Raw genomic sequence first — 23,374 nt, forward strand, 5'->3', positions numbered from 1 at the left:
GTTCCGTTAACTACTTTCTTATCATGTCGCTTCCTATACTCCGAGAGATTCTTAGGTGCTGTTTCCAAGTTCACTACACCGTCCATGGTCTTCGCCCACTCTATGCAGGCTCGACTTCTCTTTGGCTGTTTACACAGGTTCTTTGACGGAGCCGCAGAATTCACTTCATGTTACAACCTGATAAGTTGCTCGCCCGATTTCTCGGTACTTTTTTCACAGGGCTTCAGCCAGCAGATTTCGCCACTGACTGCCTGATAGCTACTGAGCGTCTTGGCACTTACTCAGACTGGACTTTCACCAGTTAGCAATTAACGGCTTGCTGGGCACGCATAAAGCAAAAAAATCTTATCTCAAAATGAGATAAGATTTCATCATGAACTTCCCGGAGGTTAACTCTTCCAAAGTGATTTTGAAAAAAGCAATAGAATAGGAAAAATCTCCAGCCTTCCAGCCAACATGGCAAAGGAAAGCGTCCATTTGGAAATATCCGATAAAAATTCGAAGTTTCCGGTTGGACCTACCCCTTTGAATCCAGGACCTACATTATTAATGCAGGTCGCAACCGCTGAAAACGTGGTTTGAAAATCAAGATTTTCTAAAGATAGAATAAGTAGCGAAGCCGCAAATACTAGCAAATATAGTACTAAATAGGAATAAACATTACTAATTGTTTTAGGGGCGATCGCCTCACCTTCAAAATTCAAAGTCGTCACACTGCGAGAATGGATCATTTTTTTCAACTCTTGAATAGCTTGCTTTGAGAGCATGATAATCCGAGAAACTTTAATTCCTCCGCCAGTTGATCCTGCACAAGCGCCAATAAACATTAATAGCAGCAAAATTATTTGAGAAAACATCGGCCATTTATCATAATTTGCTGTTGAAAAGCCAGTAGTTGTAATGATCGACGCTACTTGAAACACGGCATAACGAAAGGCCTTTAGGTATGACGTATATTGAGACGCGATATTGAGCGTAATCAGAAGTGTTGATCCAGCAATAATCGCTAAATAGCCTCGCAATTCTTCACTCTTCAATACCGGTGCAATTTTACCAATCAAAAAGAAATAGATTAAATTGAAATTGACACCGAATAAAATCATAAAGAAAGTAATGACGCCATCGATATACGCACTTTGATAGCCAGCAATTCCTTCATTGGTCATGGCGAAGCCACCCGTTCCGGCAGTCGCAAAGGAATTCAGAATACTATCAAAAGCCGGCATACCACCTAATATCAATAAAATAACCTGAACCAAGGTCAGCACAGCGTAGATTACATAAAGAATGCGAGCAGTTACACGAACCTTAGACACCAATTTACCAACAACCGGGCCAGGCATTTCAGCCTTTAGAATATGCATTGTCCGACCAGAGGCTAGAGGGATAAATGCTACGGTGAATACTAGTATCCCCATACCACCTACCCAATGCGTAAAGCTTCGCCAAAAAAGACTGGCATGACTTAAACCGTTTAAACTTGATAAAATAGATGAGCCGGTCGTTGTAAAACCAGAAACCGTTTCAAAAAAAGCGTCCGTAAAAGATGGAATTTCGCCAGTGAGCATAAAGGGCAGCGCACCAAATACTGATAACAGAACCCAGCTTACTCCAACAATGAAGAAGCCTTCTCGTGCATAAATATTGCGATTTTTAGGAAGTTTTCGACTCATCAACAGACCAATCAGGAAAACAAAAACCGCGACGATTGCGTAAGAAAGCGCAACATGTTCTTGATAGATCAAGGAGACTACCAGAGGAAGCAGCAATAGGACCGCTTCCACCTTTAATAGTTTTCCCAATGTAAACAAAACCATTTTTTTATTCATTAGGATTCACCGTTATCTCCTTACCAGATCATTCAAATTACAAATTTTACGATTGGTGGTAATAATAACAAGATGATCCTTCAAGCGGATCTGAGTATCCCCTTTTGGAATCACAAAACCACGTTCTCTTGAAATCGCTGCTATCAACGTATTATTCTTCAAATTGACCTCAGAAACTTTTTTATTTAAGAAACAGGTTTGTGGAGTCACGACAAATTCCATCGCCTCCACCTCATCGTTGACTAAGCGATGCAGTGTTCTTACACCACCATCCTCATCTTTATTGTTCTTTGCTCGAACAAAACGAAGAATATGTCCAGCGATAATATTTTTTGGTGAAATGACACTGTCAATGTCCAATTGATCTAAAACATCCATAAAATTCGTCCGAGTAACCTTTGCGACCGTTTTTTTAGCTCTCATTTGTTTACCATACAACGAGATGACGATGTTTTCTTCATCCAAACCAGTCAGCGCGACAAAAGCATCTACATTCTCGATGCCTTCTTCGATCAACACTTCCTCATCGCTGCCATCCGATTCAATAATTGTGACATCAGGAAGTTTTCTCGAAAGCTCTAAACAGCGCTTCGGATTATTTTCGATAATCTTCACTTCGATCCCCTGCTCTACAAGCTGGCGCGACAAATAAAAAGCAATTCGTCCGCCACCAACGATGATGACCCGCTTTGTTTTTTGTTCAAATAAATTGATATCATGACAAAAACGGACTAAATCTCGATGCTGTCCCATCACATGGATACGATCCCCTTGCATCAAAACCGTGTTACCATCAGGAATAATTAATTCATCTTTTCTTCGCACTGCACAAATTAACACATTAGTTTTAGAAATTTTATATAGACGATTTAACGGCATATCAATTAATTTGGCATTCTCTTTCAAACGAAACTCCGCCATCTCGATCTTGCCACCAACAAAGGTATCCACTTTAAAAGCCGAAGGAAACAATAATATCCGTCGAATTTCATTTGCTGCTTCTAGCTCTGGATTAATGATCATAGAAATTCCCAGCTGATCCCGCATAAAGGAGCGCTGCTTCAGATAATCAGGGTTTCGTACCCGGGCAATTGAATTTTTTGCCCCCATTTTCTTCGCCATTAAGCAAGCTAAAATGTTCAGCTCATCTGACTCTGTCACCGCAATAATGATGTCCGTGTCACTCACACCAGCCTCTAGTAAAATGTCATATGAAGCGCCATTTCCAACAACACCTAACACATCATACTGGTTAACGATCGCCTCAACCTTTTCAGAGTGCAAATCAATGACAACCACATCATAATCATAGTCTTCATCAGACAAATGCTGAGTCAGCGCTTTGCCGACTTTACCAGCACCTAAAACAATAATCTTCATTCCATCCTCCAGCTAATAATAATATTCTTATTCTCCATTCTAGCCTTTTCTATAAGGGAAAACAACGGACATTCTAGAAAGCTTTGTTCATGATTTTCAAAAAAGTAATGGTTTTTGGATATAATTAACCAAGCATGAGAAAACGCGGAAACTATACAATTTAGAAGTTGGAAAGGAATAACTTTATTAACACTTCTCTTTCACTTGCTAATAAAAAAAGTATCTCAAGCAGAAATTCTACTAAAGATACTTTTTTGATACGCGTTTTATAACAGTCACTACATTATTGCTGTAAAAAATGTAATTGCACCTAGAAAGATTCCAGGTATATTCGCTACGATGATGGGATAATCTTTTTTCTTCTGCATTGTGGCATAGATTACCCAAAAAATACAGTTGATCATGGCAACTAAAGGCTGAATCGGGTTTCCCCTGTTTCCATCTAGATTATTCATAATCTGCGGAATGTATGAAACATACATCATCACCGATAAAAATGAAGCAATTCTTCCAAAAATCAGTACTGTTCGATCCTTCTTATTCAATAAATACACCTCAAAACTTCTTTCAATGACAAAATTTTACCCTAAGTTGAAAAAAGAAGCGAAAAAAAAGCCCTAATCCCGTAATCAGGATTAGGACTTCAAATTTCTTAAGCTTCTTGAGCGACTGGGTCCAGATGGCTGAGCAAATCATTCAGTATTATTATTTATCAAGTCCAGTAATATCAAGGATATTGGCAACTTCACTTATCAATACATTTCATAAAAGTGAAGCCAAATGGCATTCACTTTGGCATTCAAAAAATCGTGTGGGGCACATAGGAAAAGAAATCAAGAGGTATATCATCATGTATACTTATTTAGATTTTACATTGTTAAGTAGTATGTTTCATTAGACGATTAATATGAACACCTAAATAAATAATTTCATCTGTTGGAATAGTCTTATGATTAACCTTCTCGATATAACTTTTTACCTTTCCAGCTATTTCCATAGCCGCTGGATATAATATCCACATCTGCTCGTATAATTGATCTTCACCTTCTTCGAGTAGGCTATCTCCATAAAGACGTTCTACAAAATAGCGAACATGGGTGATAAATCGCGAGTAATGAATGGAAGAAGTATCGATTTCTTTTTGTATAGAATAGCGAACCATATTTACAATTCCACTAATCATTTTAGCGTATTTAAAGCCATTTGCTTCAGAACCTTCTGACTGCGCATTAATCAAATGAAAGGCAATATTACTGGCCTCTTCTTTTGGTAGTTGAATTTCATATTTCTCTTTCATTAATTGCAACGCCTGTTTACCGATCTCAAACTCTTTTGGATAATAATTTTTTATTTCCCAATACAATCGATTGGCCACAATCAGCCCTTCTCTTGAACGTTCAATAGCAAAATGCAAATGATCTGTTAAAGTGAGATAGATATTACTATTTAATTGTTTTTGTAGCTCATTTTCTGCTTTAAGGATGATGTCACGTGAAATTTCAAAAAACTCAAAAGGAATTTCTCCCACCAACTCAATAATTTGTGATGTTTTTTTATCTTCTGCTGCTAAAAACATTTTATCAACTCGATCATCTGAAATAGCTTCGCCAGCCTTTTTCCCGTAGCCGATCCCTTTACCAAAAGCAATGATCTCTTTTCCCTCATCTTCAGCAAGTACAACACTTGAGTTTAAGACTTTCTTGATCAAAATCACCTTTTCACCTCCTCATTTTAGTCATTCAATAAAGCGCCGTTCGTCTCAATAACTTTTTTATACCAATAAAATGAATCTTTCTTGCTACGATTATATGTTCCGTTTCCTTCATCATCTGCGTCTACATGGATAAAACCATAGCGCTTACTCATTTGCGAAGTTCCTGCGCTTACTAAATCAATGGGACCCCAACTTGTATAGCCAATCAGGTCTACGCCTTCATCAATTGCTTCTTTCATTTGTTTGAAATGTGCTTTGAAATATTCAATACGATAAGGATCATGAATAGCTCCATCTTCTTCAACGATATCTACAGCACCCATGCCATTTTCAACAATCATTAACGGTAAATTATAGCGATCATAAAGCTCAATCAATGAAATCTTCAAGCCTTTGGGATCAATTTGCCAGCCCCATTCTGTAGATGGCAAGTACGGGTTTTTCACACCTAGTACTGTATTTCCTGGCGTCCGTTCTGCTTCTGGATTACCGGATTCTGCCATGGACATATAATAACTAAAGGTTACAAAGTCCACTGTATTTTCTTTTAGGATTTTTTTATCTTCTTTTGCCATTTCTATCTGAATATCACGATTCTTCAAATCCTTTAAGATCATCTTAGGATAAGCACCCTTCACTTGCACATCTGCATAAAAATTATTCTCTAAGTTTTTTTTCAGTGTCAGTTCAACATCTATGGGCTCGCAGGTTAACGGATAGGTAATTAGTTTCGTTAGCATGCATCCTACCTGACTATTTGGAATCTTTTCATGAGCCATTTTTGTCACAAGCGCACTTGCTACAAATTGGTGATGTAGAGCCTGATAAATATCCTTTTCAATAGTATCTCCAGATCTGTCTGGAATAATTCCCGCAGTAGTAAAGGGGTGACGATGAATCGAATCAATTTCATTAAACGTCAACCAGTATCGAACATACTCTCCAAAGCTATCGTAACAGACATTGGCAAAACGAACAAAGTGATCAATTACTGATCTATTGACCCAGCCATTATACTTCATGCTTAACGCAAGAGGCATCTCATAATGTGATAAAGTTACGATTGGTTCTATGTTCAAGCGTTTCATTTCTTTGAAAACTTCTTTATAAAAATTCACTCCCGCCTGATTAGGTACTTCTTCCTCTCCTGTTGGAAACAGTCTTGTCCAAGCAATGGATAACCGTAATGTTTTAAAACCCATTTCGGCAAATAACGCCAAATCCTCTTTGAAGTGGTGATAAAAATCAATACCACGTCGCTTTGGATAAAAAGTATCAGTGGCATCAGCTGCTGCTTTTTCAACAGCTTCACTAGTGACCTTCAAATGTACAGAGTAATCCTTTTGATCGACATGAGGCTTATAAGTCGCAACATCAGCAACCGATAATCCTTTGCCATCAATATTCCATGCACCTTCTACCTGATTAGCAGCAATCGCGCCACCCCATAAAAAATCTTTTGGAAAAGTTGTCTGTTCTGTCATTTTATAATCTCCCTTTTATATAGTATTTATTGATAGCACATCTGAATCATTCGTTACTCGTTGCGTTTCATTAAACGTTTGAACATCAAAGCGATCTCCGTTAGTTACGACACAAATAACAATAGGATCAAAACCCGATTCTTGGATCGCCACAATATTGAATTTAATTAACGGGTCTCCTTGTTTGACTTGGTCACCGGCTTCAACAAATGCTTCAAAGCCGTTTCCCTTCATTTGAACAGTATCCAAGCCAATATGAAACAGCAATTCTGCGCCATTTGATAATTTCATCCCGATCGCATGCTTTGTTTCAAATACTGTGGTCACTTCACCATTTTCCGGTGCATAAAGCATTCCTTCTTCAGGAATAATCGCCACCCCTTTTCCAACCATACCACTGGAAAAGACCTCGTCTTGAACCTCAGATAGTGGAACCACCTGACCTTTTACTGGGCTTGTTAAGAATTCGATAGAGTTATTCGATTTAGTTGCAGTGCTTTTTTCAACTGTTTCAGCATCCTTATACAAGAAAAATGCGGCTAAAAATGCTACAACAAATGAAACGCCAAAGACTACAAATGCCCATTTCAAATTTGCCCCGCCTGATGGATCTGCAAACATTGTAATACTTGCCAGACCAGGTCCAACTAATGCAAAAGCTTTAATTGCAAGTATTCCAGCCAATGCACCGCCTACTAAACTCGCACTCATTACTGCCATCAATACACGTTTATGAATTATCGTTACACCATAAAGTGCTGGTTCTGTAATTCCGAATAAAGCAGAGATTCCAGCAGAAATAGCTGTTGAACGAAGATCTTTATCTTTTGTTTTCAGACTTACTGCAAAACACGCTCCTGATTCTGCAATGTTATGAGCTAATGAAGCTGGAAGATAAAGTAGTTCTGCTCCCAACTCACTCATTGAGGAAACCGCATATGGAATCATCGCTTTGTGCATTCCCGTGACAACCATCAATGGTAAAATGGCTGCTAATAACGCCGTAGCTACCCAACCAACGGTTGAGTAAAGAGAGATAATCGCACCTGAAAAAACTGATCCCACATTATATCCAAGAGGTCCTAAAATTAATAAACCAATTGGAACAGTGATCAACATACTCATCATCGGAACAAAGAAAATGCGAATTGACTTAAACGAGTATTTCGTAAAGAATCGCTCTACATAAGCATAAAATAGAATAGTTAAAATAGCTGGAAACACCTGTGACGCATAAGCGATATTCTCGATATTGAAAGATAAAAATTTTGCTCCGTCTGCAAGCATGACCGTTAAGTCTGGTAAGATCATCGCACCAGCAATGGATACTGCTACTAATTGATTCACCTTCATTTTCTTAGCCGTTGTCATTGCAACTAGGATAGGTAAGAAGTATAGTGATGCACCGCCAATCAGATTTAAAATTTGATAGGTTTGACTTTGGTCATTCATTAATCCAGTCAAAGATGCTAACATCAATAACGACTTCAAAATCCCGCCTCCAGCAAGTGCTGGTACCAATGGTTGAAAGATTGAAATAACAAAATCTAATAAAATAGCACCGATTTTTCGATTCTTTTTTGGTTCTTCCGTACTAGTCATGACAGTATCTCCAACGAGCTTAAGGACTTCCTCGTAAACCTCGACAACCTCATTTCCAATGATGACTTGACACTGAACATTGTGGCGAACACCAATGACTCCTTCAATTGTTTCTAAAGCTGCTTTATTCACTTTACCGTCGTCCTTCAATGTGAATCGAAGGCGAGTCGAACAATGTTCGATATGAGAGATGTTATCCTTACCACCAATGTTATCAATGATTTGTTGTGCTGTTTTCTGATAGTTCATTTTTTCTCCTCTTTTCCATTTAGTTTGTTGCTGATGGCCAGTCAGACAACAAAAAACAGGACCAAAATAACTCCTCACTTTACTTAAATGTAATATGAAGACTTATTTAGGTCCTGCCTGCATTACCAGTCACATGCCTGTTTGATTTATAAGCATCTTAGCACAAAACAAATGAAACCGCAAACATTATTTTAAACTTTCTTATTTAGTTCTAAAAAAAGTAAAAATCATCCGTTTTTTAAAGATGAAGATTGTATCTCTTGCCAAACAAAAAAAGCTCCACCCCTTGAGCGACAAGGGATAGAGCGTGAAGTTCTTAAGCTTCTTGAGCGACTGGGTATACAGACACTTGTTTTTTGTCGCGACCTTTACGTTCAAAACGTACCACGCCGTCAACTTTAGCAAACAATGTGTCATCGCCACCGATACCTACGTTAACACCAGGGAAAATTTTAGTACCACGTTGGCGATAAAGAATTGATCCACCAGTAACAGTTTGACCATCAGCACGTTTAGCACCTAAACGTTTTGATTCTGAGTCACGTCCGTTAGAAGTTGAACCGCCACCTTTTTTGTGGGCGAATAATTGTAAGTTCATATTCAATAACATGAGCTGCACCTCCTATGATTTAGATTCTGTTTGGATTTCAATGAAATCCAAATACTCAGTTTCGATTGATTGCAAGCCTAATAATAAATGCTCCAGCAAAATTTGCGAGATATTCATCTGCTCTTGGGTCATGGAATCATCTTCCTTCAACGCAACATGAAGATAACCACCTTCAGCATCGTTGGTTTCGATGTTCGGAATGACACCTGCTAGTGCATCCAAGCTATTTACTGTACTGATAGCTAATGCGGAAACCGCAGAACAAACGATATCGCTACCGTAAGGACCGGCTTCAGCATGACCTGTCAGAGTAAATTCGCTGATTAGTCCTGCTTGATTTCGAGTGAATGTACCTTTGATCAACTTAGGCACCTTCTTTTTTATGCTTTGATTGAGTCAATGACAACTTTAGTGTAAGGTTGACGATGACCTTGTTTACGGTGTGAATGTTTTTTAGGTTTGTATTTGAAAGTAACGACTTTCTTTTGTTTGCCGTGTTTTTCAACAGTTCCTTCAACAGTTGCACCTTCAACGATAGGAGCTCCTACTTTGGTAGATTCTCCGCCTACTAAAACAACTTGGTCGAAGATAACTTTTTCGCCAGCTTCAACGTCTAATTTTTCAATGTAGACTGCTTGACCTTCTTCAACTTTGATTTGTTTTCCGCCAGTTTTGATGATTGCGTACATGCTTGTGGCACCTCCTTATAATAGATACTTAGACTCGCCATCCCAAGTGACCGAAGTACTTAATAACTTGTTCTGTGCGGTTGTAGCTGTGGGTTCCACAATTACAACATTCATAGTTTACTAAAAAAGATAGGTCAAGTCAATGATTATTTATTGACGCGTGCCCTGCTTTTTTCTACTATTAAGAGGATGACAAAGTGAGGCGAAGAAAATGGACTATCCAAATAGTTTAGTCACGCTCGTTGAAGAACGTTCAAAAGGATTTCAGCTTGAAGGCTTTATCGCCGGACAAGGACCGCTTCATCCGAAGCTGATGCTCGTTGGCGAAGCTCCCGGGCGCAAAGAAATCGTCAATCATATTCCCTTTTCTGGTGCTGCTGGAAAGGAACTGATCCAAGCGATGGCATCAATCGGACTCACTCGGGAAAATACGTATATTACCAGTGCCGTTCGAAGTCGTCCTTACAAGATCGTTAAACGCGTGAACAAACGAACACAAGAACACGAAACCGTTTATCCCAATCGAACACCGAATAAAAAAGAAATCTTAGCACACGCACCAATTCTGGACTATGAATTGGAAATAATACAGCCAAAAATCATCGCAACTTTAGGCAATATCGGCTTACAACGTCTACTTGGTCCAAATTGGCAAATCAGTGAACGGCATGGCGAGGTTTACCATGGCCCGGTACTAGAACTGAATCCAGAACAAAATAGCTATCAACCGTCTAAAAAAGAATATACAGTTATCCCGCTTTTTCATCCGGCAGCGATTTTTTATAATCGTTCACTAAGTGAAAAAATTAGAAAAGACTGGTTAAATTTAGGAAAATTACTAGAGAAAGAGGAAGAATAATGCGCAACGAAATGATGTACCGCCCAATTATTAATGAAGATATTTTACATTATCTGCGAACAGAACAAAAGCAACTGACTGGATCACTAGGAGAACTAGAAGAACTGGCTCATGAGAATGGCGTTCCTGTCATCCCCCATGAAACAGTTGTCTTCCTGCAATTTTTATTAAAGCAAAAGCAACCAAAAAATGTCTTGGAAATTGGTACCGCTATTGGTTTTTCTGCTAGTTTGATGGCAGAATCGCTTGGCAAAGAAGCCAAAATCACGACAATCGATCGCTTTCCTGTGATGATCGAAAAAGCAAAGAAGAATTTTGCAAAGTTAGGATTAACAGAACAAGTTACTTTATTGGAAGGCGATGCAGCTGACTTACTCAGCACATTAAAAGGCCCCTACGATTTCATCTTTATGGATAGTGCAAAATCAAAATATATTACCTTCTTACCTGAATGCCTGCGCTTGTTAGCAGCGGATGGCGTGTTAATGGTAGATGATATCTTCCAGGCGGGAACGGTGTTGCAGCCGATCGAAGAAATACCAAGGAAGAATCGCTCGATCCATCGTCACTTGAATGAATTTTTAAATGAAATCACCAAATCTCCTGAACTGACTTCTACCCTATTACCTTTAGGCGACGGTGTCGCGTTGATTTCAAAAAATAAATAGATAAAAGGCGGAAATTTGAAACTTTTTTGAATTTCCGCCTTTTTACTTGTACCTGAGAAAAATTGGCGTACACTAAGAAACTGAAATGGAGGAATTTCCTATGAACAGCAAAAAAATAGAAGGTGTCCTAACAATCATCGTGTTCTGTATACTTGGGATAATCCTACTCGAAACAAGAGACCATGTTCATGCTGAAAAAAATTCAAATGATCCTTTACCGATCACTGCTCCAGTAATCATGGTACCAGGAACCAATGGGGATGTAGATCGTTTCGATAGTCTGGTGGATTCATTGAAACAAACAGAAAAAGGGGTAGATGAAATAAAAATTACAGTTAATAAAGATGATTCCATCACCTCCTCGGGTCACTTTACGAAGGAAACCAAACGGCCAATTATCGCTATCGCCTTTGAAGATGGCTCAGATCCTTCATTACCAAAACAATCGCGCTGGTTTCAAAAGGCCTTAGAATATGCCGAAAAGAAATATACGTTTAACACTTACGATTACTTAGGCTATTCAAACGGCGGACTGATCATCACTGGCTATTTAGAGAATGAACAAAAGAGCAATGATCCGGCGCTCTATCATTTGATTACGTTGGGGACTCCTTACAATGATACATCTTGGGACTACAACGACTGTAGTACTACCTTTACAAAACCAAAAGCCAAGAGTGATTTGCTGGATTACTATTTGAAAAACAAACAAAATATTCCCAAAAACATCACGGTCTATAATATCGCCGGCAATGTTGATACCCAGAACACAGATACTACCGTACCATTAACAAGCGTCTTGGCTGGTCGCCTAATTTATGGAGATAGTGAAAAATACAAAGAAATCATTGTAGATGATCAAGCGGACCATGGTTCACTGATTGAAAATCCTAAAACCCTGCAACTGATCAAGGAATACCTTTTTGAATCAGTAAAATAACGAATTAGGTTGACAAGCAAAGGTAGTTTTTCTATAATAGTTTTTGTTGCAAAACTACTGTCACAGTAGCTCAGCTGGATAGAGCATCCGCCTTCTAAGCGGACGGTCGGGGGTTCGAATCCCTCCTGTGATGTAAAGAACTAATCTGAATAGAATAAGTATAAAGATCTGTTAGTTGACTTTTACGTCGGCTAACAGTTTTTTATATGTCCAAGAAACATTGAAAATCCCTTTTTAACTACTGTTCACTTCTCAAAGCATGGGCCTCATTGCGTTATCTGCGCCTGATGTCATCACTAATTTTCTTGTAAACCTGTCATTCTATACATAAATAGCCCAATCCTCTGAAGAAGATTGGGCTTGATCGAAAGAACAGATCGTTTATTTTAAACAATAAACATATGAACGCTCCTGCTCTCTTTTTATAGTATTTTTTCCTATTACCGTATCAATTAAGAACTTCCCATACCAAACAACGGCATCCCTTTACAGGGCTCTATTCCTCTTCTAACAGATCCCGTTGCTTTAGCAAAAAGTCTTTAAACCAGTAAAAACTTTTCTTTGGTACACGCTTCATATCCCGTAAGTCATGATTTCCCCGATTGACATAGACCATGCCATATCTTTTTTCCATATCCCCCTTGGAGCTCGGCAAATCAATTAATCCCCATCCAAGGTATCCTAGCACTTCACACCCATCAATGTTCATTGCGTCCTGCATCGCTTTAATATGTTGTTCATGGTAAAAAATTCGGTAATCGTCTTGAATTTGATTCTTACCATCCCATTCTTCTTTCGTTCCTATGCCATTTTCGACAGGAAAAATAGGTACGTGGTATTTTTGGTACATCTTGTTGATAATGTCTCTAAATCCTAGAGGATCAATGCCAAGATTCCACTCATTCATTGAAACAAATGGGTTTTCACTTTCCCCATAAGTCAAATAGTAATTTGGTGCAACATTAGCTGGGATGTTTTTGTGACTGATCGATCCTGTACAATAATAACTAAATGCTAAATAATCACTAGTTACTTTTTCGATCTCTGCCAGTTCCTCTTCTGTTAATTCTAGATTCAAGTGCTGCTCTTCAAAAGTCTGAACTTGCTTAGAATAGCCTCGTCCACAAAAAGCATCTAAAAGATTTTGATTGATAAACTCATCCCATTCTCTAGCAACTAGTACATCTTTAGGATCATTTGTCGCAGGATACATATTCGAATAAGCTAGCATCCCACCGATTTCGCCGTCCGTCGTCTCATGGATATAGTTGGCGATTCTTGCATGTGCCACCATAATATTATGCGCGATCTGGTGAATGTTTTCTGCCGTATCTGCTGTAGTTAATGTGCCACCATATAGTAAAGCCAAAGGTGTGGAATATAAATTTTGTTCATTGAAGGTGACCCAGTACTTTACTTTGCGCTTATAGCGATCCACTACTTTTTTCCCGTATTCCACAAAGGCATCTACTACGTGCTTGCTCATAAAGCCTTCATAGTTCTGTGCCAGATGGAGCGGCATATCAAAGTGATAGAGACAAAGCATCGGCTCGATCCCTCGTTCCAGCATCGCATCAATATAGCGGTCATAAAATAAGAACCCCTCTTCATTGAACGCCCCATCACCCAGCGGATTGAGCCGCGACCAAGAGGTTTGGAAACGGTAAAAATTCATGCCCATTTCCTGCATCAAATCGAGATCTTCTTGATACCTGTTGTAACGATCGATCCCGTATTTCCAATCCGAAGTTGTTTCAGTCGCCTCGCGAATGTCATAGACAGATAAGCCTTTTCCACCCTCGTTCCAAGCGCCTTCCGTCTGCATGCTTGATGAGGAATCTCCCCAAAAAAAAGTTTTCTTTCCCATTTTCTCATTCCAATCATCGTTCTAATTTATTAATAGCTTGTTTCGTTGATTAACAGACTAGGAAGCAGTCAGCTCCGCACTTGCACGAGCAACCCGTTCACTGATCTTCAAGAACGGTAAATAGAAAAATACTAGCGCCACGATAATAATGGCTTGGACAATGATTGCTCGCCAATCCCCAGCTGTCGCTAAAAAGCCGCTTAAAAATGGTGGCGTTGTCCAAGGAATCGTGACAACACATGGATTTACTAATCCTGCAGCAGTCGCTAAATACCCAATAACTGTACCAACAATCGGAGATAGAACAAATGGAATAATCATTGGTAAATTGAATACAATCGGTAATCCAAAAATAACAGGTTCATTAATATTGAAAAGGTTGGGACCTAAAGCCAGTTTTGACAAGTCTCTATAAGCCCGATAGCGACTGAAAATCAAAATGGCTATGACTAAAGCAATCGTTGACCCTGTTCCACCCATTAAAGCACCATAAACTTGATGGAACGCTGAGTTGATGATATGAGGAGCCTGCTGCCCAGCAGCAGCCGCATCCATGTTCTCATTCATATTTACCATCAATAACGGATCTAAGATTGGGCCTGTAATAACAGATTGATGAATACCAAATGAAAACAACAGATTCCCAAAACATACCAAGAACAAATAGCCAAATAACGAGGTTCCCACTCCTCTTAAAGGTTCTTGAATAAATCGTTCGATCATCGTCATGAAGTCATTTCCTGTTAATTGGATTAAAAATGATGCAAAGGCAAATAATGATACTACGATAATCAATGGAATCATTGTATTAAATGATTTTCCAACTGCCGGGGGCACACTATCACCCAAATTAATCTTTAACTTTTTGGATCGTGTGAGACGGATATACATTTCTGTTGCTAATAGTCCAGTAATAATTGCAGCAAAAACGCCTTTTGAACCGATATTCCCGTAACTGATAACACCACTGATTTTCACAGCAGTCTCTGCATCAATCGGAGTAGTTTCAATCATTGTTGGAAGCAATGTCAAAAATGCTGGAACAACAGCGATCACAACACCAATCGGATTGTCGTACTCCCTGTTTTTTGCTAAGAAATACCCGATCGCAATCACAAGAATGACACCTGTGATATTGAGTGTTGAATTCGTAATAATATTTCCCCAATTTTGCCAAGTTGACATGGTATCGGCGCTAATAATACTTTTGAACCAGCCTGTCGAATCCAACACCACTGAATTAATTAAAATAGCAATACCCGCTAGAATGAATAGTGGCATGATTGTAGCAAACGAATCCCGCAGCGTTCTCAAATAAATTTGATCCCCAATTTTCTGAGCAGTTAAAACAAATTTCCCCATCAATGCTTCTCTTTTTTGCTTTTTATTCTCATCCATCATTTGTACCTCCAAGATTAATTACAGTTGCGCGCTAACTTTTAATACATAATATCACTTGTAAACGTTTCTGTAAATACATTAATTAAATAAGTATATACAAATTATAGATACACAAAAAAAGACTCTACTTGATTTCTCTAAGTAAAGTCCTTTTAAATTGATATTCGTTTTAGTTTATGTCCGCTACAATTTTTCCAGATGTGTAGGGATATCTTGTTTTAGATAAATCAAATGGGGTACCATCATCAAAAAATACGACCTGATTTGTTTCCAAAATTGGTTCGCCAACCTCAATACCAAATTCTTCGCTATCTAGATCATTTGCCTTAGAAGCAATAATCACCCGTTGAGCAGCACTGATCACATAACCTAGTTCATCTCTTATATAGTTATAGATAGAGCCCATCAAAATATTTTCATCTAAGTCTTTGATGTATCTCAGCGGCATGATGGATGTTTCTATACTTCGGGCATCATTATCTACGTATCTTACGCGTTTAATATCATAAACTGGATCGGTAAGTTTTATCTTCAGCTCCTCAGCCTCATAGGGTGTTGGAAAGCGCACGTCAAAACGAATAATCTTACTGGTAACCTCCGCACCTTCTTGAACAGATGTACCAAATACGCTATTGATTTGTGTCACATTCTTATTGTTCTTTTTAATATTGCTTTTGACATATGTTCCCGATCCTCGCCTCGTGTAAAGCAGTCCTTCATCGATTAATAACTGTATCGCTTTTCTAACGGTAACTCGGCTTGTATTATACGTTTTTGCCAATGTTTCTTGATCTGGCAATAGTGCACCTTCTTTAAAATCACCTTCCACAATTTTATTTTTTAAGGCAATCGCGATTTCTTTATATTTAGGCATTCTCATCGTCCTCCGAAATTTGTATACACTTATATATTAAATGATTGACAATAATTTGTAAACAACCTATACAACTGCGGAGTTTGGACAATCAAAATAACCTACCTAGCTTTTACCTTTAATCTATTTATTGCGTTGACCGAAACTAAATTTCAATTTTTAAATTAGCTATTTCGTATTTTTAGTAGAAGAACAGAAGAACTTAATTCAATAAGAAATCAAAAATCCCAATGCAGAAACTTATAAAACTAAAAAATTCGAGATTTTTTATGTGCTTGAGCCTAATTCAGAATTTCCTTTTGTTAAAAGATAATTATTAGATTGCTTATCTATGAATGTGAAGCACTTTTATCACTATTATTTTGGGGAACGATTGGAAAAATTTACATTAGAATCTATTTAAGTCATTCTTTTTACTAGAAGGTTATGCTGATTCACAGTGTATTTTTCGACAAGTAAGAATAAACAGCGCCATAAACCCCTGCTTCATTCCCTAATATAGCTTTTTTTAAAGAGAAGTGATTGCTTATTTGAGGGAATACATACTTTTCCAGCTTTTCATTTAATGGCTCCAATAAATAGGCTCCTGCTTCAGATAATCCACCGCCAATAATAATTTCTTCCACGTCAATCGTGTTCATAATCCCTGCTAATGCTTGGGCTAAAACAGTTAGAAACTCATTCAAAACCTCTTTAGCCGCCTCGTCGTTCTGAGCGGCTTTTGCAAAAATGATCGGTGGCGTAATTTCTTCCCAAGATTGATCTAACAGCTCCAGCTTTTTTCGCATAGAAAGTACGAGACCATTCGCAGAGGCAAAGGTTTCTAGGCAATTTCTGCCCCCACAGCCGCATAGTCTGTTCTCATTAGATCGAATAGGGATATGGCCGATTTCGCCTCCGGCAGAATGACAGCCATTTAATACTTCTCCATTCAGGATAATGCCGCCACCTACTCCCGTACCCAAAGTAACAAAAAGCAGATTTTTTCTACTGCGGGCAGCCCCTTTCCACATTTCACCTAAAGCTGCTGCATTCGCGTCATTTAGTAAACAAGCCTCAATACCCAATTCATGTTTGATCATTTTCTTCAAAGGTAGCTGCTCCCAGTCAAGATTGACTGCTCTGAGGACAGTCTCTCCGTCTGACGAGATCGCTCCAGGTACACCAATTCCGATTCCTTCGATCTCTTTTAACGTATCTTTGTCTATCGAACGGCGGATAGATGAGCTGATTTCAGCCGGAATAAACCTTCCTTTCTCAGAAATATTTGTTGGAATCGACCACTTTTTTTCGATTATCCCTTGCGTATCCATTAATGCAAACTTGATGGCCGTACCGCCAATATCTACACCAATTATCTTTTTATTTTGCTTTTCCAAGGAAACCTCCCCTAAACAAAATTCCGCAAATAATGGGCACTTTGTCTAACCGAACGTTTGACATCTTCATAATCAGATTCGTACGCACGATCTTCAACTTCGATACAGGTGTATCCGTTGTATCCAATATCGGTCAACGCGGAGACGTATTTTCCCCAATCCACGTCGCCTAGCCCTGGTAATTTAGGTGACATATACTCCAGTGGCGTTGCCATAATGCCTACATCCTTCAGTTTGTTTGGATACAGCTTGATATCCTTGTAATGGACATGGAATAGTTTATCTTTAAATTCATAAAGGGGTTCAATATAGTCGATGTGTTGCCAGACAAAATGAGAAGGGTCGTAGTTAATCCCAAAGTGGTCACTATCCAGAATTTCAAAAATTTTTCGCCAATTACTAGGCGTTGTCATCAGGTTTTGTCCACCAGGCCATTCATCCTCTGTAAAAAGCATTGGACAATTTTCAATTCCGATTTTGACTTCTTGTTCCTCCGCATATTGTATAATTGGCGGCCAAACTTTTGCTACCTCCTTCAGGTTTTCAGAAACACTTTTGCTTGGCATTCTTCCTAAGAAAGTGGTCACCAAATTTACGCCTAATAGTTTGGCTGCATCAATGAGTGTATACAAATGATCAATAACTTCTTGCCGTTTTTCTAGATTTTCATCTAATGGATTGGGGTAATAGGCCAATGCCGAAATTTCTACCTGCTTTGTCTTGCAATAAGCCAAAATCTCTTGCGCTTTTTCTGCTGTTAAATTCTTCGTATCAATATGTGAAACACCCGCGTAGCGTCGTTCTGCTTTTCCTTTCGGCCAGCAGGCGACTTCGACACATTCTAAACCTGTATCGGATACGATATCGATCATTTCCTCGAAGTTGCTTTGATCAAAAATCGCACTTACAATTCCTAGCTTCATAAATAAGCTCCTCTCAATATATGTCAATAATAGAGGACCATTCTGATGATCAATGGTCCTCTTATTTAAATGATCTATTCTGCTACTTTCGTCCAAGCCTTTGTCTCTGAAGATTTGATAACTGCCTCAGTGACTAAGTCCACTTTATAGCCTTCTGCAAAACTAGTTGATGGTTGTTTTCCACTTACTACAGCTTTGATGAATTCATAGGCTTCAATTGTTTTTAATTCTCCATAACCAATGTTCATTCCTGGGATATTCCAAGTGACTTCTCCATAGAAGTGGGCTGGTCCGGTATAAATTGTTTTGAATCCTTTTCGATCATCTGGATCATCTGCAAACATAACTTGAAGCTCGTTTAGACGTTCATAGTTAAAGATTAGAGAACCCTTTGTGCCATGAACCTCAATTGAGATAAAGTTGTTTCGGCCCCAAGCATTTCTGGTAGCTTCGATACTTCCAACTGCACCGCTTTCAAAGTTAACCAAGAATGACGCTTCATCATCCACATCTACGGCTTCTTTTTTCACATCGCCATTAAGTTTCACCGTACCTAATAGATCCACTCCGCCTTCTTGCACTGGGCGTTCATTGATATAGGTTTTCACCGTAGAAACGACTTCACTGATGTTTCCAGCTAAGTATTGAGAAATATCAATCACGTGAGTCGCAATATCGCCTAATGTCCCTGCTCCTGCGATGGCTTTTTGGAATCTCCAAGATAGAGGAGAATTTGGATCAGCAGACCAGCTTTGTAGATATTGTGCCCGTACATTTAGAATTTCGCCGATTGAACCTTCATCAATAAACTTCTTAGCCAAAACTAAAGCTGGAACACGACGGTATTGATACGCACACATTGAGATAATACCTTTTTTCGCTGCTTTTTCTGCTGCTTCACTCATTGCTTTAGCATCTTGATGGGTACTGGCAATTGGTTTTTCACAATAGACATGCTTTCCAGCTTCTAGCGCAGCGATCGCAATTTCTGCATGAGAATCGTTTGGTGTACAGATGCTGACAACATCAATATCTGGATTATTCACAACTGCTTTCCAATCAGTGACTGCTTCTTCAAAACCAAAGCGATCCTTTGCTTCTTTAGCAATCTCTTCTTCAACATCACAAACTACCTTTAATACGGGAACCGCTGGCGCCGGCCAAAAGAATTTTGGCATATTCGAATAGGCTACTACATGTGCCTTTCCCATAAATCCTGCTCCAATTAGTCCAACATTAATTTTTTTGATCATTTCAATATCTCTCCCTTAACTTTTAATTATTTTTTTTACTTGATAAATTGCTCAATGCAACTGCGAAAACGATAATTAACCCTTGAACAATGGTTTGTTGAGAAGAACTCAATCCCGCCAAGATCAAAGCATTTTTGATAATCCCCATCAATAATGACCCGACTAATGCTCCTATAACCGAACCCGAGCCTCCGTTCATAGCTGCTCCGCCAAGGACCACCGCTGCTATGACAGACATTTCATCACCATCACCAAAAGAGTATCTTCCTGACTGCATTCTTCCGGCGTATAAAATCCCGGCAAATGCGGCGAATGCGCCTGACATGATAAATACCTTCAGCTTAATGAGATTTGTATTTATTCCGCTGTATTTTGCAGATAATTCATTCCCGCCAGTGGCTAATGTATGTTTCCCAAATGGCGTTTTGTTAAATAGAAATACACCAATTACATAAAACAGGATCGTCCATAAAATCAGAACAGAAATACCACCAACACTACCTATACCAAAGACACTATTAAATTGACTGTTCTTGATCGGAACTGCTGCGGTATTGGTAATCCACATAGCCGACCCACGAATAATCTGCATCATTCCCAATGTAGCAAGAAATGCTGGAATTTTAAGAATGGTAACTAAGAAACCATTCACCGCCCCACAAATGACGCCAAATCCTAACCCGGTTAGTAAGGCTAAAACAATCGAGTTCGTACTTTGCAAGACTAAAGACACACACATGGCCGTCATTGCTGCAACCGCACCCACCGTCAAATCAATCTGACCAGCCGCCAATACAAACGTTCCTGCAACCGCCATGATAGAGATCATTGACGTTTGTCTTAGAATATTTAACAGATTGTTGGAGCTTAAAAAGCCTTTATTTCCTAAAAAAATCGAGAAAGCCAGAAAAACAATAACAAATACGATGTAAACCATGTATTTATTCCACTCGATCGTTTTCAAATCGATTTTAGTATCGGATGTCTTTTTTTCTAAATTAGCCTGCTTGGATTGCATGCTGTAGTTCCTCCTCACATGAAATTTCTTCTCGTTTAATGTCATTCACTATTTTTCCATCAAAAAGAACCAAGATGCGATCACATGCTGCCAGTAGCTCTGCAAGCTCTGAAGAAACAAACAGGACACCGTTTCCCTTATCGGCATACTCGCGAATGATATTAACGATTTCCGTTTTGGCTCCGATATCAACTCCAGCTGTTGGTTCATCCAATAACATCACTTTAGGATTTGTGTTCAACCATTTTGAAATGACAACCTTTTGCTGATTTCCGCCCGATAATAGACTGATTTTTTTGTCTATGCTTGAGGTTTTAATATTGAAATCCGAAACGTTCTTTTTAGTTACTTCTTGTGATTCTTTTTCATCAATTACGAAATCAATAAAGGACAATTTCTTTAAAATAGGTAAAATGTTGTTTTCTTTCACGGAGTGAGATAATACCAATCCCTGTTTTCTTCTATCTTCGGGTACCAGACCGAGACCCGATTTTATAGCATCTCGCGTATTTTTTATCGTACTCTTTTGATTATCAATATAGATTTCTCCAGCTTCTATTGGACTGATGCCAAATAGTCCTTCCAAAATCTCCGTTCGACCGCTCCCCATCAATCCAGCAATACCAAGTATTTCCCCTTTCTTCACTTCAAAGGATATCTCGGAAATGGCGTGGTTAATGGTTAAGTTCTCTACCTTTAAAATTGACTCATCCTGCGAATAATCACGTTTTTTCCATTCAAAAGTCGGTCCGTTTTCACCAACAAAGAACGAAACAATATCTTCTAAGCATAAGTTAGCGATTTCATCTGTTAAAACGTTGGTTCCATCCTTTAATATAGTGATCCGATCTGCGATATTCATGATTTCATTCATTCGATGTGAGATGTACACCATTGTTACACCTTTATCTTTTAAGTCATTAATCAACTGAAAAAGCTGCTTTGACTCTCCGTCTGACAAAGAGGCTGTCGGTTCATCAAAAACCAGAATTTTAGCATCCTTAATAACCGCTTTCGCAATTTCCACCATCTGGCTTAGTCCGACACTCAAACTTTCGACTTTTGCTTTAGGATCGATATCTATTCCTAAATTAAGTAGAGCTGATCGTGCCTTCCTGTTCATTTCCTTTTCATCAATCAATCCGCTCTTTTGCAGCTCACTCCCAAGAAAAATATTCTGTGCCACCGTCATCGATTGAACGAGAGACAATTCCTGAAAAATCATTTCAATCCCGTTTTTTGAGGCATCTTCGCGATTTTTAAAATCAACTAACTGATCCTCAATCCGAATTTCCCCACCATCTTTCGAGTAGACACCTGTCATTATTTTCATAAGTGTCGATTTACCTGCGCCATTGCCACCAACCAATGCATGAACTTCTCCTCTTTTTAAGGTAAAATCCACATCCTTTAAAACTTTTGTTTCGCCAAACTTTTTTTCAATCCTGTTCATCTTTAAAATAGAATCAAGCATGCGTTCACCCTCTACTATCATTTGTCTAATTCTTCAGTGATAAAGCCCGGTGCTTTCTTGTGGTAAACCATTTCATAGCCAGAAACAATGGTATTTCTCTCCACCTTTGTTGCGGGAACAGCCACATAAGAAGGTGTTTCTTTACCTAATAAAGCATAGGCTGCCATCGTTGCTTCCGCTACGCCTTGATCGTAAGGTAATTGAGCGCCTACGCCTAAAACTTTTCCTTGGGCAATTTCCTTGGCAATGTTATCGCCTAAGTCAATGGAACTGACAAAAACATCCTCGCGCCCAGCAGAGGTAAGTGCGGATAAGACACCCTCGGCAGGAATATCCCAAATTGCAAAAATCGCTTCTAAATCTGGATTTTGGGTCAGCATAGCGTCAGCAACTTCGGTAGATTGGTTGACATCTGAAAAACCAGTTTTTGCAATAACTTCAATATCCGGATATTCTTTCTTAATCGTTTTTTCAAATGCTTCTAACCGTTGATTCGTCACAAAATAGTCAACATCGTAGTGAATAATTCCAATTTTCCCTTTGCCCTTCAACTTGTCTCCGATCAGCTCCGCTGCGATAACACCATTGCCGTAATTATCGGCTGAAACAGACCCAACATAATTTTCACCAGCGACAAAACTATCAGGTACATTGTCCATAAAGACTAACTTGATTCCTTGATCACTTACGCGCTTGAAGGCATCAGAGGTCGCTTTGGCATCTGTGGGAATACTAATCATCACATCTGGATTAAGAGCAGTTAAGGTTTCCAAGTCGGATACCTGTTGTTCAACTGAGAAATTCGCATCGGTTGTTCCTACAATATTGATCCCATATTTTTTGAAGGTATCCTCCAATCCTTTTTGCTGAGCCGAGGACCAGTCATTTCCAGCATAATGAAACGAAATGGCCGCTGAATAATTACCTGCTTTTAATTTTGCGATTTCTTCATCTGTCAGCGTTAATGAACTGGCGGGTGCGGCTTTTTCTCCGTTCGGTCCTGTCGATTTTATGTCGTTTTCATCTAACACTATTTCGTCTTTTCCATCTGTTTTTTCTAACGCGTCCTTATTAGCTGCAGAATCCGAACCACATCCAGTCGCAAATAGTAAAATTAATGAAAAAACGATCATCTTTTTGATAAACTTCATAACTCTCCCC

21 protein-coding genes, 1 tRNA gene and 1 other annotated feature are annotated in these 23,374 nt (G+C 38.9%); of the genes, 4 read left to right on the forward strand and 18 right to left on the reverse strand.

Features of this window, described 5'->3' with window-relative positions:
• Positions 1-389: 389 nt before the first annotated feature.
• The 9 genes from IGI44_RS12285 to rplU form a co-directional block, all read right to left on the reverse strand.
• Positions 390-1,829, reverse strand: coding sequence for a TrkH family potassium uptake protein (locus IGI44_RS12285; protein ID WP_438787990.1), 1,440 nt, complete (start codon positions 1,827-1,829; stop codon positions 390-392).
• 12 nt (positions 1,830-1,841) lie between these two features.
• Positions 1,842-3,209: a Trk system potassium transporter TrkA gene (trkA, locus tag IGI44_RS12290; RefSeq protein ID WP_438787991.1), complete on the reverse strand. Its 1,368-nt coding sequence runs from the start codon at positions 3,207-3,209 to the stop codon at positions 1,842-1,844.
• A 278-nt stretch (positions 3,210-3,487) separates the two neighbouring features.
• Positions 3,488-3,754, reverse strand: coding sequence for a SemiSWEET family transporter (locus IGI44_RS12295; protein WP_438787992.1), 267 nt, complete (start codon positions 3,752-3,754; stop codon positions 3,488-3,490).
• Between the two features lie 332 nt (positions 3,755-4,086).
• The gene (locus IGI44_RS12300) at positions 4,087-4,923 is read right to left on the reverse strand and encodes a PRD domain-containing protein (protein ID WP_438787993.1); all 837 of its coding nucleotides are present in this window, start codon (positions 4,921-4,923) and stop codon (positions 4,087-4,089) included.
• A 17-nt stretch (positions 4,924-4,940) separates the two neighbouring features.
• On the reverse strand, positions 4,941-6,407 hold the full coding sequence (locus IGI44_RS12305; RefSeq protein ID WP_438787994.1) for a glycoside hydrolase family 1 protein: 1,467 nt from the start codon (positions 6,405-6,407) through the stop codon (positions 4,941-4,943).
• 15 nt (positions 6,408-6,422) lie between these two features.
• Positions 6,423-8,258 carry a beta-glucoside-specific PTS transporter subunit IIABC gene (locus tag IGI44_RS12310; RefSeq protein WP_438787995.1) on the reverse strand — a complete coding sequence of 612 codons (1,836 nt, stop codon included), beginning with the start codon at positions 8,256-8,258 and terminating at the stop codon, positions 6,423-6,425.
• Positions 8,259-8,574: 316 nt separating this feature from the next.
• Positions 8,575-8,868, reverse strand: coding sequence for a 50S ribosomal protein L27 (gene rpmA, locus IGI44_RS12315; protein ID WP_010745708.1), 294 nt, complete (start codon positions 8,866-8,868; stop codon positions 8,575-8,577).
• A gap of 12 nt (positions 8,869-8,880) precedes the next feature.
• Positions 8,881-9,231 carry a ribosomal-processing cysteine protease Prp gene (locus IGI44_RS12320; protein ID WP_438787996.1) on the reverse strand — a complete coding sequence of 117 codons (351 nt, stop codon included), beginning with the start codon at positions 9,229-9,231 and terminating at the stop codon, positions 8,881-8,883.
• A 17-nt stretch (positions 9,232-9,248) separates the two neighbouring features.
• Positions 9,249-9,557 (reverse strand): 50S ribosomal protein L21, encoded by a 309-nt coding sequence (gene rplU / locus IGI44_RS12325; protein WP_431392060.1) that lies wholly within the window; start codon positions 9,555-9,557, stop codon positions 9,249-9,251.
• 20 nt (positions 9,558-9,577) lie between these two features.
• Positions 9,578-9,649: a sequence feature (ribosomal protein L21 leader region), on the reverse strand.
• Positions 9,650-9,768: 119 nt separating this feature from the next.
• On the opposite strand from rplU, the gene IGI44_RS12330 reads away from it, so the two are divergent.
• The 4 genes from IGI44_RS12330 (at position 9,769) to IGI44_RS12345 (ending at position 12,157) form a co-directional block, all read left to right on the forward strand.
• Positions 9,769-10,416 carry a uracil-DNA glycosylase gene (locus tag IGI44_RS12330; protein ID WP_438787997.1) on the forward strand — a complete coding sequence of 216 codons (648 nt, stop codon included), beginning with the start codon at positions 9,769-9,771 and terminating at the stop codon, positions 10,414-10,416.
• Complete coding sequence (locus tag IGI44_RS12335; protein ID WP_438787998.1) at positions 10,416-11,084, forward strand: O-methyltransferase; 669 nt, start codon at positions 10,416-10,418, stop codon at positions 11,082-11,084. Before IGI44_RS12330 ends, IGI44_RS12335 begins: the two co-directional genes overlap by 1 nt.
• Positions 11,085-11,184: 100 nt before the next feature.
• On the forward strand, positions 11,185-12,024 hold the full coding sequence (locus IGI44_RS12340; RefSeq protein WP_438787999.1) for an alpha/beta hydrolase: 840 nt from the start codon (positions 11,185-11,187) through the stop codon (positions 12,022-12,024).
• Positions 12,025-12,083: 59 nt separating this feature from the next.
• A tRNA-Arg gene (locus IGI44_RS12345) sits at positions 12,084-12,157 on the forward strand.
• A gap of 363 nt (positions 12,158-12,520) precedes the next feature.
• Here IGI44_RS12345 and IGI44_RS12350 read toward each other — a convergent pair.
• The 9 genes from IGI44_RS12350 to IGI44_RS12390 all read right to left on the reverse strand — a co-directional run bounded on the left by IGI44_RS12350 (position 12,521) and on the right by IGI44_RS12390 (position 23,364).
• Positions 12,521-13,891, reverse strand: coding sequence for a glycoside hydrolase family 1 protein (locus IGI44_RS12350; protein ID WP_438788000.1), 1,371 nt, complete (start codon positions 13,889-13,891; stop codon positions 12,521-12,523).
• A 57-nt stretch (positions 13,892-13,948) separates the two neighbouring features.
• Positions 13,949-15,289 (reverse strand): PTS sugar transporter subunit IIC, encoded by a 1,341-nt coding sequence (locus IGI44_RS12355; RefSeq protein WP_438788994.1) that lies wholly within the window; start codon positions 15,287-15,289, stop codon positions 13,949-13,951.
• A gap of 172 nt (positions 15,290-15,461) precedes the next feature.
• Positions 15,462-16,166: a GntR family transcriptional regulator gene (locus tag IGI44_RS12360; RefSeq protein ID WP_438788001.1), complete on the reverse strand. Its 705-nt coding sequence runs from the start codon at positions 16,164-16,166 to the stop codon at positions 15,462-15,464.
• A gap of 434 nt (positions 16,167-16,600) precedes the next feature.
• Complete coding sequence (locus IGI44_RS12365) at positions 16,601-17,545, reverse strand: ROK family protein (protein WP_438788002.1); 945 nt, start codon at positions 17,543-17,545, stop codon at positions 16,601-16,603.
• Positions 17,546-17,556: 11 nt separating this feature from the next.
• Positions 17,557-18,468: a sugar phosphate isomerase/epimerase family protein gene (locus tag IGI44_RS12370; protein ID WP_438788003.1), complete on the reverse strand. Its 912-nt coding sequence runs from the start codon at positions 18,466-18,468 to the stop codon at positions 17,557-17,559.
• Positions 18,469-18,542: 74 nt separating this feature from the next.
• Positions 18,543-19,721, reverse strand: coding sequence for a Gfo/Idh/MocA family protein (locus IGI44_RS12375; RefSeq protein ID WP_438788004.1), 1,179 nt, complete (start codon positions 19,719-19,721; stop codon positions 18,543-18,545).
• Between the two features lie 22 nt (positions 19,722-19,743).
• Positions 19,744-20,739, reverse strand: coding sequence for an ABC transporter permease (locus IGI44_RS12380; RefSeq protein WP_438788005.1), 996 nt, complete (start codon positions 20,737-20,739; stop codon positions 19,744-19,746).
• Positions 20,720-22,213 carry a sugar ABC transporter ATP-binding protein gene (locus IGI44_RS12385; RefSeq protein WP_438788006.1) on the reverse strand — a complete coding sequence of 498 codons (1,494 nt, stop codon included), beginning with the start codon at positions 22,211-22,213 and terminating at the stop codon, positions 20,720-20,722. The genes IGI44_RS12380 and IGI44_RS12385 overlap by 20 nt, the downstream gene beginning before the upstream one ends.
• 17 nt (positions 22,214-22,230) lie before the next feature.
• Complete coding sequence (locus IGI44_RS12390) at positions 22,231-23,364, reverse strand: substrate-binding domain-containing protein (protein WP_438788007.1); 1,134 nt, start codon at positions 23,362-23,364, stop codon at positions 22,231-22,233.
• Positions 23,365-23,374: the final 10 nt, after the last annotated feature.

The organism is Enterococcus sp. DIV0756 (assembly GCF_051710745.1).
Taxonomy (GTDB): Bacteria; Bacillota; Bacilli; order Lactobacillales; family Enterococcaceae; genus Enterococcus_A.

Coding starts and splice junctions, on each gene's coding strand:
- IGI44_RS12390 (WP_438788007.1), bottom strand. CDS start 23,364: ATGAAGTTTATCAAAAAGATGATCGTTTTTTCATTAATTTTACTATTT.
- IGI44_RS12375 (WP_438788004.1), bottom strand. CDS start 19,721: ATGATCAAAAAAATTAATGTTGGACTAATTGGAGCAGGATTTATGGGA.
- IGI44_RS12380 (WP_438788005.1), bottom strand. CDS start 20,739: ATGCAATCCAAGCAGGCTAATTTAGAAAAAAAGACATCCGATACTAAA.
- IGI44_RS12355 (WP_438788994.1), bottom strand. CDS start 15,289: ATGGATGAGAATAAAAAGCAAAAAAGAGAAGCATTGATGGGGAAATTT.
- IGI44_RS12285 (WP_438787990.1), bottom strand. CDS start 1,829: ATGAATAAAAAAATGGTTTTGTTTACATTGGGAAAACTATTAAAGGTG.
- IGI44_RS12360 (WP_438788001.1), bottom strand. CDS start 16,166: ATGCCTAAATATAAAGAAATCGCGATTGCCTTAAAAAATAAAATTGTG.
- rplU (WP_431392060.1), bottom strand. CDS start 9,557: ATGTACGCAATCATCAAAACTGGCGGAAAACAAATCAAAGTTGAAGAA.
- IGI44_RS12330 (WP_438787997.1), top strand. CDS start 9,769: ATGGACTATCCAAATAGTTTAGTCACGCTCGTTGAAGAACGTTCAAAA.
- trkA (WP_438787991.1), bottom strand. CDS start 3,209: ATGAAGATTATTGTTTTAGGTGCTGGTAAAGTCGGCAAAGCGCTGACT.
- IGI44_RS12335 (WP_438787998.1), top strand. CDS start 10,416: ATGCGCAACGAAATGATGTACCGCCCAATTATTAATGAAGATATTTTA.
- IGI44_RS12310 (WP_438787995.1), bottom strand. CDS start 8,258: ATGAACTATCAGAAAACAGCACAACAAATCATTGATAACATTGGTGGT.
- IGI44_RS12370 (WP_438788003.1), bottom strand. CDS start 18,468: ATGAAGCTAGGAATTGTAAGTGCGATTTTTGATCAAAGCAACTTCGAG.
- IGI44_RS12305 (WP_438787994.1), bottom strand. CDS start 6,407: ATGACAGAACAGACAACTTTTCCAAAAGATTTTTTATGGGGTGGCGCG.
- IGI44_RS12385 (WP_438788006.1), bottom strand. CDS start 22,213: ATGCTTGATTCTATTTTAAAGATGAACAGGATTGAAAAAAAGTTTGGC.
- IGI44_RS12350 (WP_438788000.1), bottom strand. CDS start 13,891: ATGGGAAAGAAAACTTTTTTTTGGGGAGATTCCTCATCAAGCATGCAG.
- rpmA (WP_010745708.1), bottom strand. CDS start 8,868: ATGTTATTGAATATGAACTTACAATTATTCGCCCACAAAAAAGGTGGC.
- IGI44_RS12340 (WP_438787999.1), top strand. CDS start 11,185: ATGAACAGCAAAAAAATAGAAGGTGTCCTAACAATCATCGTGTTCTGT.